Here is a 15,250-nt window from a genome sequence, read left to right on the forward strand (position 1 = left end):
AGCAATCCAGGGCGGTTTACGCCTGCTCTGGATTGCCGCGTCGCCTTCGGCTCCTCGCAATGACGAAAATGGGACGGATCAATCCGTCAGATCGTCCCACATATCCTTGATGCGGCCAAAAAAGCCCTGGCTTGCCGGGCATTCGTCGCCGGTTTCGGTCTCGCGAAACTCGGCGAGCAATTCCTTTTGCCGCGCGGTCAGCTTGGTCGGGGTTTCGACATCGACCTGCACCACCAGATCGCCGTGGCCACGGCCGTTGAGCACGGGCATGCCCGCGCCGCGCTGGCGCAACTGCTTGCCCGACTGGATGCCTGCGGAGATGTGGATGTCGTGCTTGGTGCCGTCGAGGCCGGGAATGCTGATCTCGCCGCCCAATGCCGCGGTGGTGAAGCTGATCGGCGCGCGCGTGAACAGCGTCGTGCCTTCTCGCTCGAACAGCTTGTGCCGCGCCATGTGGAGGAAGATGTAGAGGTCGCCCGGCGCGGCGCCGCGCGCGCCGCTCTCGCCCTCGCCCGACAGGCGGATGCGCGTGCCTTCGTCGACCCCGGCGGGGATGTTGACGGTCAGCGTCTTGCGGCGGTCGACCCGGCCCTCGCCATGGCAGCTGTTGCAGGGGTCGGCGATGACCTCGCCCGCGCCCTGACAGGCGGGACAGGTGCGCTCGACCATGAAAAAACCCTGCTGCGCGCGGACCTTGCCATGACCGCCGCAGGTGCCGCAGCGGTTGGTCGTCGTGCCGGGCTTGGCGCCCGACCCCTCGCAGCTGTCGCAGCGTGCCGCGACGTCGACCTGAATTTCGCGGCTGATCCCGGTGAAGGCATCCTCCAGCCGGATTTCCATGTCATAGCGCAGGTCGGCGCCGCGCGCCGGGCCGCGTTGCTGGCGCCCGCCACCGAATGCCGAGCCAAAGATCGATTCGAAGATATCGCCGATGTCGCCGAAATCGGCGTTGCCGCCGCCGAAACCGTTGGGGCTGCCGGTCTTTCCGAACCGGTCATAGGCGGCCCGTTTTTGCGGATCGCGCAGGCAGTCATAGGCCTCGCTGATCGCCTTGAAGCGCGCCTCGCTGTCCTTGCACCCCGGATTCTTGTCGGGGTGAAATTTCATCGCCAGCTTGCGGTAGCTCGATTTCAGCGTCGCCTCGTCGGCGGTGCGATCGCATTCGAGCAGTTCGTAATAATCGATGTCGAGAGACATAATCGATCGGTCCCTAGCCTTGCCCCTCAAATCCGTTCGCCCTGAGCCCGTCGAAGCCTGTCCCGAGCGACGCCGCAGGCGGCGTCGAGGGGGGCCGTTCTTCTTCTTCGCGGCGGAAGAGGGAAGAACGGTGCTTCGACAAGCTCAGCACGAACGGCATGAGGGGATAGCCCCTTACTTCTTGTCGTCTTCGACTTCGGAGAATTCGGCGTCGACGACATCTTCGTCGGCCTTCTTCTCGCCAGCGTCGGCATCGGGCGAAGCCGCCGCCTGCTGTTCCTTCTCGTAGATCGCCTGACCAAGCTTCATCGCGACCTGCGCCAGCGCGCCGGCCTTCTCCGTCATCGCGGCGGCATCGCCGCCTTCGATCGCGGCCTTCGTTTCGGCGATCGCAGCCTCGATCTCGGACTTGAGGCCCGCGTCGACCTTGTCGCCATGCTCGGCGATCTGGCGTTCGGTCGAGTGGACCAGGCTTTCGGCGTTGTTCTTTGCCTCGGCTGCCTCACGGCGTGCCTTGTCTTCTTCGGCGAACTGCTCGGCGTCCTTGACCATCTGGTCGATGTCGGCGTCGCTGAGCCCGCCCGAGGCCTGGATCTTGATCTGCTGTTCCTTGCCGGTGCCCTTGTCCTTGGCATGGACCGACACGATGCCATTGGCGTCGATGTCGAAGGTCACCTCGATCTGCGGCACGCCGCGCGGCGCGGGCGGAATGCCGACCAGGTCGAACTGGCCCAGCATCTTGTTATCCTGCGCCATTTCGCGCTCGCCCTGGAACACGCGGATCGTCACCGCCGACTGATTGTCGTCAGCCGTCGAATAGACCTGCGACTTCTTGGTCGGGATCGTGGTGTTGCGGTCGATCATCTTGGTCATGATGCCGCCCAGCGTCTCGATGCCCAGCGACAGCGGGGTCACGTCGAGCAGCAGCACGTCCTTGACGTCGCCCTGCAGCACGCCCGCCTGGATCGCGGCGCCGATCGCGACGACTTCGTCGGGGTTCACGCCGGTGTGCGGTTCCTTGCCGAAGAAGTCCTTCACGACTTCGCGGACGCGCGGCATGCGCGTCATGCCGCCAACCAGCACGACTTCGTCGATGTCCTTGGCGCTGACGCCCGCGTCCTTGATCGCCTTCTTGCAGGGCTCGAGGGTGCGCTTGACCAGCTCCTCGACGAGCTTTTCGAGGTCGGCGCGGGTGATCGTCTTGACGAGGTGCTTCGGCCCGTTGGCGTCGGCGGTGATGAAGGGCAGGTTGACCTCGGTCGTCGCGGCCGACGACAGTTCGATCTTCGCCTTTTCGGCGGCTTCCTTCAGCCGCTGGAGCGCGAGCTTGTCGCCGCGAAGGTCAATGCCTTCGTCCTTCTTGAAGCCGTCGGCGAGATATTCGACGATCTTGCTGTCGAAATCCTCACCGCCGAGGAAGGTGTCGCCATTGGTCGACTTCACCTCGAACACGCCGTCGCCAACCTCGAGGATCGAGATGTCGAAGGTGCCGCCGCCAAGGTCATAGACCGCGATCGTCTTGTTCTCGGTCTTGTCGAGGCCATAGGCGAGCGCCGCCGCGGTCGGCTCGTTGATGATGCGCAGCACTTCGAGGCCCGCGATCTTGCCGGCGTCCTTGGTCGCCTGGCGCTGGGCGTCGTTGAAGTAGGCGGGAACGGTGATCACCGCCTGCTCGACCTTTTCGCCGAGATAGGCTTCGGCGGTTTCCTTCATCTTCTGCAGGATGAAGGCGCTGATCTGCGACGGCGAATAATCCTCGCCGCCCGCCTTGACCCACGCGTCGCCGTTCGAGCCCTTGGTAATGGTATAGGGGACGAGTTCCATGTCCTTCTTGGTCATCGGATCGTCGAAGCGGCGGCCGATCAGGCGCTTCACCGCAAAGATGGTGTTTTCGGGGTTGGTGACCGCCTGGCGCTTCGCCGGCTGGCCGATCAGGCGCTCGCCATCCTTGGCAAAGGCGACGATCGACGGGGTCGTGCGCGTGCCTTCGACATTTTCGATAACCTTGGGCTTGCCGCCTTCCATCACCGCGACGCAGCTGTTCGTGGTGCCGAGGTCGATCCCGATCACTTTGGCCATTTATACTCGTCCTTGTTGCTTCTGCGGCGCCCTGAAAAGGCACGCCGGACATGGGGTTCTGGGCGCGATATAGGTGCGCTTCTCCTTGGCACAAGGGCTTTGAAGGCTTATCGGGGATGCGAATTCACGCACCGTCACGGAGTCCTCGCAAAATGAAAGCTTTCGCAATTGCCGCCATTGCCGCCACGGCGCTGACCCTGACCGCCTGCGGCGAAAATCTGGGCAAGGGACAGCCGCTCAATGTCGTGAGCGGTCATATCGTGATGGGTGCCACCGACGACCGCCCTGCGGTGGGCTATTTCCGCATCGAAGGCGGCCCGCAGCCGGTACAGCTGGTCGCGGTCACCGCCGACCTCGCCCAGCGCGTCGAAATGCATGAAAGCGTGCGCGAAAACGGCATGATGACGATGAAACCGCTGGCGCGCGCTGACGTTCCGGCCAAGGGTGAGCTGGTGTTCAAGCAGGGCGGCAAGCATCTGATGATCTGGGGCATCAACGGCGCCGCGGTGCGCGCGGGCAAGCTGCCGATGGCATTCGTGTTCACCAACAACAACAATGAACGCATCCTCTTCGACATGGTGATCAAACCTGCCGAGGGCGCGGCCGGGGGCGAGGCGGCGATGGACCATGATGCGATGGGGCATGGCGAGGACAAGGCGGCGGACGCGAAGAAATAGGCGTGGCTTCCCGCACCCCGTCATTGCGAGGAGCGCAGCGGCGCGGCAAACCAGAGCGGCGTAAACCGCACCTGGATTGCTTCGCTTCGCTCGCAATGACGGCAGGGTGATGCCGCGTCCGTCGCGTCCCCTGACGGCGGGTGAAATCGCACTCGCCCGCACCGTGTTCGGCGACGCGATCCGTTACGCCGACGTCCGCATCTGCCATCACAAATGGATCTTCTTCCAGCCGCGCGGCGTCGTCATGGCGCCGATGGGCAGCCTGCATTTCAACCCGCATGGCGAGCTCTATTGCGATGATTTCAGCGCTGCCTCGCAACGTCTCAAAGGGCTGTTCATCCATGAAATGGTCCATGTGTGGCAGGCGCAGACGCGCGGGCGCTGGTATCTGGTGCTGATGCGCCACCCGTTCGCGACGTACAGCTACAGCCTGAAACCCGGCTGGCTGCTCGAACGCTATGGGCTGGAACAACAGGCCGAAATCGTTCGCCATTACTGGCTGCTGATGCAGGGCGTGGTCGTCGGCGGCGCGCCGGGGATCGAGGCCTATCGCGCGATCCTGCCCGAGGCATGGGGTGCGGAATGAGCGATTTCGAGTTTATTTTCGGGCTCTACAGCCTGCTCCTCGGCCTTTCGATGGTCGAGCTGCTTGGCGGGCTGGGGCGCGCGCTCGAGGTGCGTTTTGCGGCTGAGGCCGAGCGCGAGGCGTTTGCGATCGGCTGGCTGACCCCGCTGCTCGCGATTTTCGTGATGCTCGACCTTCTGTCCTTCTGGAGCGCGGCGTGGACCGCGCGCGGCAGCCTGACGGTGTCGAACACGGTGCTGATGGCGGTCGCCGCCTTTGCCGCCGTCTATTTCCTCGCGGCGCGGCTGGTGTTCCCGTCGCATCCCGAAGGCTTCGCCAACCTCGACGTCCATTATTTCCGCGTGCGGCGGATCATCCTCGGCCTGCTGCTGGTACTCCTCGGCGCCCAGCTCGGCTTTTACCTGTCGCAGCCGGACCTTGCCGTGACCCTGTCGCGCCCGATCGCGCGGGTCATGACGATCGTCCTCGTCGCGTTGATGGTCGCCGCGATGTGGGTGAAGGACCGCCGCTGGAGCATCGCCATTCTCGCGGCGCTGATCGCGCGCTATGTCGTCATCTATCTGCTTTGACCGAAGGAGACGCCCATGCCCGAAGTTCTCGACCGCTTCCGCTCCTCGACCTGGGGCTGGCTGCGCGGCACGCTGCTCGGTTGGCTGACGCTCCTGCTCTGTCTGGTCGGGGTGGGATTGGTCATCGTGCTGATTCAGTGGATCCGTTTTCTCGACCTCACCTATGAGCTGACCGAAGACCGGCTGATCCTGCGCAAGGGCATTTTCGTCAAAAGCATCGACGAGATCGAGCTGTACCGCGTCAAGGACGTGCGGATGGACTTCACGCTGATCAACCAATGGGCGGGGATCGGGACGATCAGCATCGATTCGAGCGACGAGACGACGCGCGGCGGCTCGCTGGTCATGCCGCATATCGAGCGTGCGGCCGAACGGCGCGAGGCGCTGCGCGGGCTCGTCGATGCGGCGCGCCAGAAGCGCCGGGTGCGCGAACTCGATGTGTCGAGCGATATGCTCTGACCGGGTAATTAGCGGCTAGCCAGAAGGGCATCGTTCGTCCTATGTTCCGCCTATGGATGGAAGCTCGCTTGTTGTCGCCCTTGTTGCCCTCGCCATTGGTGGCCTGATCGGCTGGTTGTTCGCGGGGCGGCAGGCGGGTGCGCTCAAGGCCGAGCGCGACGGGCTTTCGGAACGGTTCAGGGCCGCGGTGACCGATCTCGCCGCCGAGGCCGAGGCGCGCAAGGCCGCCGACATCCAGCTCGCGGCGCTGCTCAGCGAACAGCGCGCGCGCGATGCGGCGCATGACGCGCAGATCGCGCAGCTCAAGGACGCGCAGGCGGCGCTCACCGCGCAATTCCGCGAGGTTGGGCAGGCGATGCTCGATGGTGCGCAAAAGGCTTTCCTCGACCGCGCCGAGGCACGCTTCAAGGAAAGCGAAGCGACCGCGGGGCAAAATCTGAAGGCGCTGCTGAACCCCGTCCACGAGCGGCTGCAGAAATATGAGGAAGCGGTCGGCAAGGTCGAGGCCGAGCGGCGCGACGCCTTTGGCCTGCTGCACGGTCAGATCGCGGCGATGCGCGAGGGGACCGAGCGCGTTTCGAGCGAGGCGGCGAAGCTGGTCAACGCGCTGCGCAATGCGCCCAAGGCGCGCGGGCGCTGGGGCGAGCAGCAGCTCAAGAACGTCCTCGAAAGCTGTGGCCTGTCCGAACATGCCGATTTCCAGACCGAGGTCAGCGTGGCCGACGGTGAGGGCGGGCGGCTGCGCCCCGACGTGGTCGTCAAGGTGCCGGGCGGGCAGAGCCTGGTGATCGACGCCAAGGTGTCGCTCAACGCCTATCAGGACGCGTTCGGCGCGGTCGAGGAGGGTGAAAAGGCGCTGCATCTCGCCGCCCACGCCGCCGCAATGAAGGCGCATGTCAACACGCTTGGCGCCAAGGCCTATTGGAACCAGTTCGACGACACGCCCGATTTTGTCGTGATGTTCGTCCCCGGCGAACATTTCCTCGCCGCGGCGCTCGATCAGGACGCGGGGCTGTGGGACTATGCGTTCGAGCGCAAGGTGCTGCTCGCGACCCCGACCAATCTGATCGCGATCGCGCGCACTGTGGCGGCGGTGTGGCGGCAGGAAAAGCTCGCCAATCAGGCGCGCGAGATCGCGGCACTGGGCAAGGAGCTCTATGCGCGCATGTCGGTGATGGGCGCGCATATCGCCAAGGTGGGGCGCAATCTCGACCAGGCAACGGGAGCGTACAACGCCTTTGTCGGCAGCTTTGAATCGCAGGTGCTGACGCAGGCGAAGCGGTTCGAGGCGCTCGACATCGAAACCGGCGACAAGGAGATTGCGGTGCTGCCGGTCGTCGAGCAATCGGCGCGCCCGCTCGCCAAGCTGGCTGCGGTGGCCCCGGCGGCGGTGAACGACGCAGGGGAGTAGCGACCCCATAAACCCGTTCGTGTCGAGCGAAGTCGAGACACGCTGAGGTCGCGCTTGACTTCACGTGTCTCGACTTCGCTCGACACGAACGGAACATTGAGGCGGCGCTAGATTACCCGCTTCAACACCGCCGTCTGCCCCGCGCTGCCGGTCAGGATCAGCGTCCCGTCATCGGCAAAGGTCAGGCTGACCGGCGCCGCCATCAGTTTGAAGAACGCCGATTCCTGCGTCATTCCGGCGCCGGGGCAAGCCATTTTTGTTGCCATCAGCGGCCCGGCGGTCAGCGTGCCGTCGGTCGCGCTATAGCCGCCCGAAAAGCGGTTGCATCCCGCGCTGCCGCTCAGCCGCGTGCCGTCGAACTGCAGCGAGGTGGGGCGGTCGGCCGCTACTGCGACGCCGCCGATCGACACCAAGGTCCAGTTCGATCCCGCCAGCGTCTCGGGCGGCAAGATCGCTCCGCCGCAACCGTTCAGCATCTTGCCGTCGGCGACCACGCGCACCGTGTCGGCGTAGCGGCGGTCGCTCATCCCGTCGCCGCACGGGGCGGTCTTGATCACCACCGACAGCCGATCGCTGACATAGGTGCGCCCGCTCAGCGACGGTTTGGCGCCGGGGTTCGGCACCATGATCTTCGTCGCGCCATAGTCGCCGTCATAATTCAGCCGGTCGGGCGTGATCTCGAGCGTCCAGCCGGGCTCGGTGCCGAGCGCCATATAAGCGGCTGGCGCCTCGCCGGGGCTCTGCGGCGGTGCATCGGCGGCGGGGACGCATGCAGCGAGCGCGGGAAGGGCGAGCAGGGGCAATATGCGGGTCACGGAACCATCTCCTCTTCTCGTCTTACTGAACTTGGTTGGCGCACATATCTTTCGAGCAAATATCCGTTCCCCGGCGAAAGCCGGGGTCCAGGGCGTCATAAAGCACCGCCTGTTCTAGGGCGCCCTGGGCCCCGGCTTTCGCCGGGGAACAGTTTCCCTTGTCCGGTGGATATATGCGTCAAATACATTCCGGGTGACGAAGTTACTATGGATCGGCCCTCTAAGCGAAAGCGAATTGCGCTCTGCTGAACGCCACTATTTCCGCCGCTGGTTCAGCACCTCATACGCCATCACCGCCGTCGCGACCGCAGCGTTCAGGCTGTCGGCCTTGCCCATCATCGGCATTTTGACGCGGACATCGGCGGCGTCGGCATAGGCGGGCGGCATCCCTTGCGATTCATTGCCGGTCAGGATGAAGGTCGGCGCGGCATAACGAACCGTCTGATAATCCTGCGTGTCCTCGCCCAGCCATGTTGCAACCAACTGCCCTGGCCCGCCGCGTAGCCAGGGCAGGAATTCGTCCCAGCGCGCCTGCACCAGCTTTTGCGTAAAGATGGCCCCCATGCTCGCGCGTACCGCCTCGACCGCGTAGGGATCGGTTGATTCGTCGAGCAGGATCAGGCCGCCCGCGCCCACCGCATCGCCGGTGCGCAGCATCGTGCCGAGATTGCCCGGGTCGCGGAGCCGCTCGGCGACGAGCCAGATCGGCGCGGCGTTGCGGTCAATGTCGGCGAGGGTCGTTTTGGGTTCGGCGTAGATGCCGACGACGGTCTGCGGATTATCCTTGCCCGACAGTTTGGACAGGATCGCAGGGGTGGTGTCGATCACCTCGCCGCCGGCGCCCAGCGTCCCGGCGATCAGCGCCGCGGCCAGCGGGTGCGCGTCGCCCTCGGGCCCCAGAAACAGCCACAGCGGCAGTACCCCCGCCTCGCGCGCTTCGGTGGCGATCCGCAGTCCTTCGGCCAGAAACAGCGCCTCGGCGCGGCGATGACGTTTTTCGCGCAAGAGCCGCATCCGCTTGATCAGCGGGTTGGACAGGCTTTCGATGGTGGTGCGGCGACCGGTCATCCGGTCAATCCTCGCCGAAGCTGTCCTTGACCAGCCCGACCAGTTTCAGCAGCGCGGCGTCGGCGCCGTCGCCGCTGGTATGGATCGTGATCGAGTCGCCCTTCGCGGCGCCCAGCATCATCAACCCCATGATCGACGTTCCGTTGACCCGCGATCCGCCCTTTTCGACCTCGACCGACACGGTTTCGGGCAGGCGGCTGACGAAGGTGACGAATTTTGCGCTGGCGCGCGCGTGGAGTCCGCGCTGGTTGGTGATCTCGACGGTTTCGGACACCGCGGTCACAGGCCGACCCCCAGCATTTCAGAGGCGACCGAAATATATTTCTGTCCGGCTTCCTTGGCGGCGATCACCGCGGCGCGCAGTTCCATCGACTTGCGCGCGCTTTCCAGACGGATCAGCATCGGCAAATTGACCCCGGCGATCACTTCGGTGCGCCCCGATTCGAGCAGGCTGATCGCCAGGTTCGACGGGGTGCCGCCGAACAGGTCGGTCAGCATGACGACGCCGCGGCCCTCGTCGACGTCGCGAATCGCATCGGCGATTTCGCGGCGGCGCATCTCCATATTGTCGTTGGGGCCAATGCACACTGTCGCGACCGCGCGTTGCGGCCCGACGACATGCTCCATCGCGCGAACCATTTCCTCGGCCAGACGGCCGTGGGTGACAAGGACCATTCCCAGCAGCGGCAAGGCTTTATCGGTGGGCATGAAATGCGAGACCCTTATGTTCTTCCGCCAACGGCGGTGGCCGGAGGCGGGGGCTTGCCCTCAAGCCCATCTTGCGGGGCAGAGTCAAGGTTGCGGTGGGTCAGCACTGGCTCATATCCGGACGCGCGTAGCGTTTGGGCAACACGCGCGGCGACATGGACCGACCGGTGGCGACCCCCGGTGCAGCCGAAAGCGATGGTGACATAGCTTTTCCCTTCGGCGCGGTAGCGCGGCAGCAAGGTCAGGATCAGCCTTTCGATCTGCGCCAGGCTGTCTTCATAGGCGGGGTCGGCGATCACATAGGCGGCGACGTCGGGGTCGAGTCCGGTGCCGGGCTTCAATTTCGCGTCCCAATGCGGGTTGCGCAGATAGCGCATGTCGAACACCAGGTCGGCGTTGCGCGGCAGCCCGCGCGCGAAACCGAAGCTCAGGATGTTGAGCACCGGCTCGTTATCGCTGGCATCGCCAAAGCGCTGGCGGACCTCCTGCTGGAGATCGTTGCTGCTGTAATTGGTGGTGTCGACGACATGCTCGGCCCAGCGACGCAGCGGCTCCATCATCTCGCGTTCGCGTGCGATGCCGTCGGCGGCGGGGCGGTCCTCGGCCATCGGGTGGCGGCGGCGCGTTTCCGAAAAACGCCGTTCGAGCTCGGCGCCGGCGCAGTCGAGGAACAAGGTCTGGACGTCGCGTCCGCCGACCTCGCGCAGCGCCTTGATCCGCTGGACGAGCAGCGCCGGGCGGAACCCCCGGCTGCGGCTGTCGATCCCGACCGCCAGCGGGCGCCCCGCCTCGCTGCGTTTGACCGGCGCGTCGATCAAGGTTTCGAGCAGCGCGAGCGGCAGATTGTCGACCACCTCCCAGCCCAGATCCTCGAGCACCTTGAGCACCGTCGATTTGCCCGCGCCCGACAGGCCGGTGACCAGGAGCAGCCGCGGTTCGGGGGCGTCCTTCATGCCCCGCTCGCCAGCCGGTCGAGCGCCAACAGGACCTTGATCGGCGCCGATGCTTCAAAGGCCGACAGGGTGAGCGAGGGCAGGTCGTGCCCGGCGATCCGTTCGACCGCGCGCTCGGGCGGCATGCGCTCGTACCGATCGGCCAGCCGCACCGCCATCGCCAGCGGGACCGGCGCAACCCACGCCTTTTCGACGATGCCCAGCCCGCGCACTTCCAGCTTGCCCGCCAGTTCCGCGGGCGGGCGACACCACAGGCGATCGCGCTCGAACCAGATGTCGCAGCGGTCGTCGGCGACCAGCCGCGCGCCGCGATCGATCAGCCGCAGCGCCAGGTCCGACTTGCCCTGTCCCGACAGGCCGAGCAGCAAAATGCCGCGGCTGCCCGCGGCGACACAGCTCGCATGGATATTGACGATATCGGGTCGGGTCCGGCTGGGCAGCATCGGTGAAGGCTTACCGGCGACGAAGCGGGGCCGCAAGGCGGCAAACCGATCCTCCCCATGGCTGCTCCAAAGGGAGGATATTTAGCCGGCCGCCGCTCCCCCCTCGCTCGCGGGCAGGGTCATCAGCAGGCTGCCGCCGGGCTTACCATCGTCGCGGTCCTTGGCGTTGATCGTGCCGCTATGCCCCTCGATGATCGTGCGCGCGATCGCCAGCCCCAGCCCGCTGTGGCGGCCAAAGGCCTCGCCGGCGGGGCGTTCGCTATGGAAACGGCGGAAAATGGCCTCACGCTGGTCGGGATCGATGCCCGGGCCGTCGTCGTCGACCCGGATATGCACCTCGTCGCCCAGCCGCGTCGCCGCGATGCACACCAGCCCGGTGGGGGGCGAGAAACTGATCGCATTGTCGATGACATTGTCGATCGCGCGTTCGAGCCGGTGGCCGTCGCCCATCACCAGCGTCGTCCCCTTGCGGGGGCGGGCGAAGGCAAGGCGCGGGTGCGGCGTATCGGCATCGATCCGCGCCGTGCGCGCGGCGAGCATCGATTCGATCATCATGCCGACGTCGATCGGCTCGAACAATGTGCGCGACAATTGCGCATCGACGCGGCTCGCCTCGCTGATGTCGCTGACCAGCCGGTCGAGCCGCCGGACATCCTCGTCGGCGATCGCGAGCAGCTGCGCGCGCTGCGCATCGTCCTTGACGCGGCCCAGCCCCTCGATCGCCGAGCGCACCGACGCGATCGGGTTTTTCAGCTCGTGGGTCACGTCGGCGGCAAAATGTTCGCCGGCGTCGATGCGCTGGCGCAGCGCCTGCGTCATGTCGCTGAGTGCACGCGCCAGCGTGCCGATCTCGTCGCGGCGGCTCGGCAGGCGCGGCACGACGACCTCGCGCGCGCGTCCCAGCCGGACGCGCACCGCGGCGCGCGCCAGCCGCCGCAGCGGGCGGACGATGGTGCGCGCAAGGAACAGCGACAACAGCACCGACGTCATCAGCACAACCGCGACGACGATCGCCAGCCGGAAGCGTTCGGCGCGCACGGTGCGGGTGATGTCGCGCGCGTTCAGCGTCATCAGCACCGTCTGCGGCGCTTCCAGGTCGACGACGCTGGCGGCGCTCAGCAACGGGGTGCGTTCGGGGGCGTAGCGGAAGCGGCTGGCGGCCTGCCCGCTGCGCTGCGCCTCGATCACCTCGGGCCACGCCGCGGCGCGATCGACCGCCGGTTCCTGGAAATCGGGATAGGAAGGCGCGCCGACGATCCAGTCGATGCCGCGATCCATCGCGCGCGCGGCGTCGCGCTGCCACGCCTGCAAATTGGGGTCGCGCAAGGTGTAGGTGGCGGGGCCGGTTTCGAAGCTGTCCGAAATCCGTCGCCCGTCGGTGTCGTAGAAGCGCAGTCGCGATTCAGTCGCGGCGGCAAATTCGTCGATCAGCGTCGCGCGCTGGTCGGGCCGGGCCGCTTCGAGCGCGCGGTCGAGCATCGCGAGCTGATCCTTCATCACCTCGATCCGCGTATCGACCAGGCGGCTGCGATAGGTGTCGAGATAATAGAATCCCCCCGCAAGCAGCGCGACCGCGAGGATATTGACCGCCAGGATGCGCGTCGTCAGCGACCAGCGCGCCGACCAGACGAGCGGCGATTCCTCCTGCTCGGCGATGCTCGCATCGGGCTTCAGCGGCTCAGCCATCGTCGGCAAAACGGTATCCCGCGCCATAGAGCGTCGCGATGCCGTCGAATTCGGGGTCGACCTCGCGGAACTTGCGGCGCAGGCGCTTGATGTGGCTGTCGATCGTGCGATCGTCGATATAGACATCGTCCTGATAGGCGGCGTCCATCAGCTGGTTGCGGCTGCGCACGATGCCGGGGCGGCTGGCCAGCGTTTCCAGGATCAGGAATTCGGTGACGGTCAGCGTAACGTCCTTGCCGTCCCACGCGACCTTGTGACGCGCCGGATCCATGCTCAGCCGACCGCGGGTGATCGGCTCGGCGACGGGCTCGTCGTCCTCGGCGGCGGCATTCTGGTTGAGCGCCACGCGGCGCAATATGGCGCGGATGCGCGCGATCACCAGCCGCTGGGAAAAAGGCTTGGCGATATAATCGTCGGCGCCCATCGCCAGCCCCAGCGCTTCGTCGATCTCGTCGTCCTTGCTGGTCAGGAAAATGACCGGAAGCTGGCTTTTCTCGCGCAGCCGCCGCAGCAGCTCCAGCCCGTCCATGCGCGGCATCTTGATGTCGAACACCGCAAGATCGGGCGGATTGTCGATCAGCGGCTTCAGCGCCGCCTCGCCGTCCGAATAGACGCGCGTCACAAAGCCTTCGGCCTGCAGCGCGATCGACAGGGATTGCAGGATGTTGCGGTCGTCGTCGACCAGCGCGATGGTTGCCGTCATGCTCTTTCCGTTGGGCGGGGCCGGGTGCAGAGCTAGCCTATCCGGCCTCGACCGACAACCGCGCACGGCTTGCCCGCGATTCACCCTTTAATCTTTTGACCTCGGCGCCCATCCTCGCTAACGCGACCGGAATTTCGGAATCGACGACCCGTCGGCACCCCATGTTCATGCGGGCCCAATCGCTTTCGCATGGCATGTTTTGCATACCTATGCGAAGGGGCCGCGGGCGAAGGAAAGGCGAGTGAAATGACCAAGGTTGTGATCGGCAGCGACACCGTCGAAACCCAGGCCGAAGTGGCCGAAAACTGGGGTCCCTCGGCGCTGATCGAGGATGCCGTCCGGCATGGCGAAGGCCTGCTCGCGAAGGACGGCCCGCTCGTCGTCGCGACCGGCAAGCACACCGGCCGCAGCGCCAAGGACAAGTTCATCGTCCAGGACGACGAAACGCGCGACACCATCTGGTGGGGCAAGACCAACGTGGCGATGACCCCCGACCATTTCGCGGCGTTGAAGGCCGATTTCTTCGCACACCTCGCCGAACGCCCGCGCCTCTATCGTCAGCAGCTGTTCGGCGGTTCGCAGCCCGAACACCGCGTCGGCGTCCAGGTCATCACCGAATTCGCCTGGCACAGCCAGTTCATCCGCACCTTGCTCTGCCGCCCGACCGCGGCGGAGCTGGCAGCCTTTGCCGCTGAATATACGATCATCGACCTGCCGAGCTTCCGCGCCGATCCGGCGAAGCATGGCTCGCGCACCGAAACGGTCATCGCGGTCAACTTCACCGAAAAGCTGATCCTGATCGGCGGCACGCAATATGCCGGCGAAATGAAGAAGTCGGTGTTCGGCATCCTCAACTATCTGCTCCCCGTGAAGGGCGTGATGCCGATGCATTGTTCGGCGAACATGGGCCCCAACGGCGACACGGCGGTGTTCTTCGGCCTCAGCGGTACCGGCAAGACCACCTTGTCGGCCGATGCGTCGCGCACGCTGATCGGCGACGACGAGCATGGCTGGTCGGACACCGCGGTCTTCAATTTCGAGGGCGGCTGCTACGCCAAGATGATCCGCCTGTCGCCCGAGGCCGAGCCGGAGATTTTCGCGACGACCAAGCGTTTCGGCACCGTGCTCGAAAATGTCGTGATGGACCCGGTGACCCGCGAACTCGATTTCGACGACGCCAGCCTCGCCGAGAACAGCCGCGGTTCGTACCCGATCGATTTCATTCCGAACACGTCGGAAAAGAATATGGGTCCGGTGCCGCAGAATATCATCATGCTCACCGCCGATGCTTATGGCGTGCTACCCCCGATCGCCAAGTTGACCCCCGACCAGGCGATGTATCATTTCCTGTCGGGCTACACCGCGCGCGTCGCCGGTACCGAAATCGGCGTGACCGAGCCCGAGGCGACCTTCTCGACCTGCTTCGGCGCGCCCTTCATGCCGCGCCACCCGTCGGTCTATGGCAACCTGCTCAAGGAACGAATCGCCAAGGGCGGCGTCCAGTGCTGGCTCGTCAACACCGGCTGGACCGGCGGCATGGCGACGATGGACGGCATCAAGCGCATGCCGATCAAGGCCACGCGCGCCTTGCTCAACGCGGCGCTCGACGGCAGCCTGAACGACGCCGAATTCCGCAAGGACCCGAACTTCGGCTTCATGGTGCCGGTCGCGGTTCCGGGCGTTGACAGCAGTCTGCTCGATCCGCGCGAGGCATGGGCCGACAAGGCCGCCTATGACCGCACCGCGCAAACGCTGGTCGGCCAATTCATCGACAATTTCGCGCAATTTGCCGAGCATGTCGATGAAGGCGTCCGTCAGGCAGCTCCGCAGGCAGCCGTCGCAGCATAATTGACCCGGAAACTTCCGGGTGCTCATTCACCCGGAAGGACCGGACCA

16 protein-coding genes are annotated in these 15,250 nt (G+C 65.5%); 6 read left to right on the forward strand and 10 right to left on the reverse strand.

Features of this window, described 5'->3' with window-relative positions:
* Positions 1-78 precede the first annotated feature (78 nt).
* Positions 79-1,197, reverse strand: coding sequence for a molecular chaperone DnaJ (gene dnaJ / locus G9408_RS12165; RefSeq protein WP_168454279.1), 1,119 nt, complete (start codon positions 1,195-1,197; stop codon positions 79-81).
* 174 nt (positions 1,198-1,371) lie between these two features.
* A complete protein-coding gene (gene dnaK / locus G9408_RS12170; protein ID WP_120217340.1) occupies positions 1,372-3,276 on the reverse strand; it encodes a molecular chaperone DnaK in 1,905 nt (634 codons plus the stop codon).
* Positions 3,277-3,428: 152 nt separating this feature from the next.
* Between dnaK and G9408_RS12175 the strand changes: the two genes are divergently transcribed.
* The 5 genes from G9408_RS12175 to G9408_RS12195 all read left to right on the forward strand — a co-directional run bounded on the left by G9408_RS12175 (position 3,429) and on the right by G9408_RS12195 (position 6,978).
* Positions 3,429-3,953, forward strand: coding sequence for a copper chaperone PCu(A)C (locus G9408_RS12175; protein ID WP_168454280.1), 525 nt, complete (start codon positions 3,429-3,431; stop codon positions 3,951-3,953).
* A gap of 109 nt (positions 3,954-4,062) precedes the next feature.
* Positions 4,063-4,539: a vgr related protein gene (locus G9408_RS12180; RefSeq protein WP_168454565.1), complete on the forward strand. Its 477-nt coding sequence runs from the start codon at positions 4,063-4,065 to the stop codon at positions 4,537-4,539.
* Positions 4,536-5,108, forward strand: a complete 573-nt coding sequence (locus tag G9408_RS12185; RefSeq protein WP_168454281.1) for a hypothetical protein — start codon at positions 4,536-4,538, stop codon at positions 5,106-5,108. The genes G9408_RS12180 and G9408_RS12185 overlap by 4 nt, the downstream gene beginning before the upstream one ends.
* A 15-nt stretch (positions 5,109-5,123) precedes the next feature.
* The gene (locus tag G9408_RS12190; RefSeq protein ID WP_168454282.1) at positions 5,124-5,567 is read left to right on the forward strand and encodes a PH domain-containing protein; all 444 of its coding nucleotides are present in this window, start codon (positions 5,124-5,126) and stop codon (positions 5,565-5,567) included.
* Between the two features lie 52 nt (positions 5,568-5,619).
* Entirely contained in the window at positions 5,620-6,978 is a 1,359-nt protein-coding gene (locus G9408_RS12195; RefSeq protein WP_168454283.1) for a DNA recombination protein RmuC, read from the forward strand.
* A 107-nt stretch (positions 6,979-7,085) separates the two neighbouring features.
* Here the strand turns inward: G9408_RS12195 and G9408_RS12200 are convergent, their stop codons facing one another.
* The 8 genes from G9408_RS12200 to G9408_RS12235 form a co-directional block, all read right to left on the reverse strand.
* Complete coding sequence (locus G9408_RS12200; protein WP_168454284.1) at positions 7,086-7,793, reverse strand: META domain-containing protein; 708 nt, start codon at positions 7,791-7,793, stop codon at positions 7,086-7,088.
* Between the two features lie 255 nt (positions 7,794-8,048).
* Complete coding sequence (locus G9408_RS12205) at positions 8,049-8,861, reverse strand: TrmH family RNA methyltransferase (protein WP_168454285.1); 813 nt, start codon at positions 8,859-8,861, stop codon at positions 8,049-8,051.
* A gap of 4 nt (positions 8,862-8,865) precedes the next feature.
* Positions 8,866-9,144 carry an HPr family phosphocarrier protein gene (locus tag G9408_RS12210; protein ID WP_120217332.1) on the reverse strand — a complete coding sequence of 93 codons (279 nt, stop codon included), beginning with the start codon at positions 9,142-9,144 and terminating at the stop codon, positions 8,866-8,868.
* Entirely contained in the window at positions 9,141-9,545 is a 405-nt protein-coding gene (locus G9408_RS12215; protein ID WP_120218326.1) for a PTS sugar transporter subunit IIA, read from the reverse strand. Before G9408_RS12215 ends, G9408_RS12210 begins: the two co-directional genes overlap by 4 nt.
* 38 nt (positions 9,546-9,583) lie before the next feature.
* Positions 9,584-10,522 (reverse strand): RNase adapter RapZ, encoded by a 939-nt coding sequence (gene rapZ, locus G9408_RS12220; RefSeq protein ID WP_168454286.1) that lies wholly within the window; start codon positions 10,520-10,522, stop codon positions 9,584-9,586.
* Positions 10,519-10,965 carry an HPr kinase/phosphorylase gene (locus G9408_RS12225; protein ID WP_120217330.1) on the reverse strand — a complete coding sequence of 149 codons (447 nt, stop codon included), beginning with the start codon at positions 10,963-10,965 and terminating at the stop codon, positions 10,519-10,521. Before G9408_RS12225 ends, rapZ begins: the two co-directional genes overlap by 4 nt.
* Before the next feature lie 81 nt (positions 10,966-11,046).
* Positions 11,047-12,651 (reverse strand): sensor histidine kinase, encoded by a 1,605-nt coding sequence (locus G9408_RS12230; RefSeq protein ID WP_168454287.1) that lies wholly within the window; start codon positions 12,649-12,651, stop codon positions 11,047-11,049.
* Positions 12,644-13,354, reverse strand: a complete 711-nt coding sequence (locus G9408_RS12235; protein WP_137870510.1) for a response regulator transcription factor — start codon at positions 13,352-13,354, stop codon at positions 12,644-12,646. Before G9408_RS12235 ends, G9408_RS12230 begins: the two co-directional genes overlap by 8 nt.
* Before the next feature lie 246 nt (positions 13,355-13,600).
* Here G9408_RS12235 and G9408_RS12240 point away from each other — a divergent pair, with 246 nt between their 5' ends.
* Positions 13,601-15,202, forward strand: coding sequence for a phosphoenolpyruvate carboxykinase (locus G9408_RS12240; protein WP_168454288.1), 1,602 nt, complete (start codon positions 13,601-13,603; stop codon positions 15,200-15,202).
* Positions 15,203-15,250: the final 48 nt, after the last annotated feature.

It is taken from the genome of Sphingopyxis microcysteis, assembly GCF_012274265.1.
GTDB lineage: Bacteria > Pseudomonadota > Alphaproteobacteria > Sphingomonadales > Sphingomonadaceae > Sphingopyxis > Sphingopyxis microcysteis.

Coding starts and splice junctions, on each gene's coding strand:
- rapZ (WP_168454286.1), bottom strand. CDS start 10,522: ATGAAGGACGCCCCCGAACCGCGGCTGCTCCTGGTCACCGGCCTGTCG.
- G9408_RS12175 (WP_168454280.1), top strand. CDS start 3,429: ATGAAAGCTTTCGCAATTGCCGCCATTGCCGCCACGGCGCTGACCCTG.
- G9408_RS12225 (WP_120217330.1), bottom strand. CDS start 10,965: ATGCTGCCCAGCCGGACCCGACCCGATATCGTCAATATCCATGCGAGC.
- G9408_RS12185 (WP_168454281.1), top strand. CDS start 4,536: ATGAGCGATTTCGAGTTTATTTTCGGGCTCTACAGCCTGCTCCTCGGC.
- G9408_RS12180 (WP_168454565.1), top strand. CDS start 4,063: ATGCCGCGTCCGTCGCGTCCCCTGACGGCGGGTGAAATCGCACTCGCC.
- dnaJ (WP_168454279.1), bottom strand. CDS start 1,197: ATGTCTCTCGACATCGATTATTACGAACTGCTCGAATGCGATCGCACC.
- dnaK (WP_120217340.1), bottom strand. CDS start 3,276: ATGGCCAAAGTGATCGGGATCGACCTCGGCACCACGAACAGCTGCGTC.
- G9408_RS12190 (WP_168454282.1), top strand. CDS start 5,124: ATGCCCGAAGTTCTCGACCGCTTCCGCTCCTCGACCTGGGGCTGGCTG.
- G9408_RS12230 (WP_168454287.1), bottom strand. CDS start 12,651: ATGGCTGAGCCGCTGAAGCCCGATGCGAGCATCGCCGAGCAGGAGGAA.
- G9408_RS12235 (WP_137870510.1), bottom strand. CDS start 13,354: ATGACGGCAACCATCGCGCTGGTCGACGACGACCGCAACATCCTGCAA.
- G9408_RS12195 (WP_168454283.1), top strand. CDS start 5,620: ATGGATGGAAGCTCGCTTGTTGTCGCCCTTGTTGCCCTCGCCATTGGT.
- G9408_RS12205 (WP_168454285.1), bottom strand. CDS start 8,861: ATGACCGGTCGCCGCACCACCATCGAAAGCCTGTCCAACCCGCTGATC.
- G9408_RS12240 (WP_168454288.1), top strand. CDS start 13,601: ATGACCAAGGTTGTGATCGGCAGCGACACCGTCGAAACCCAGGCCGAA.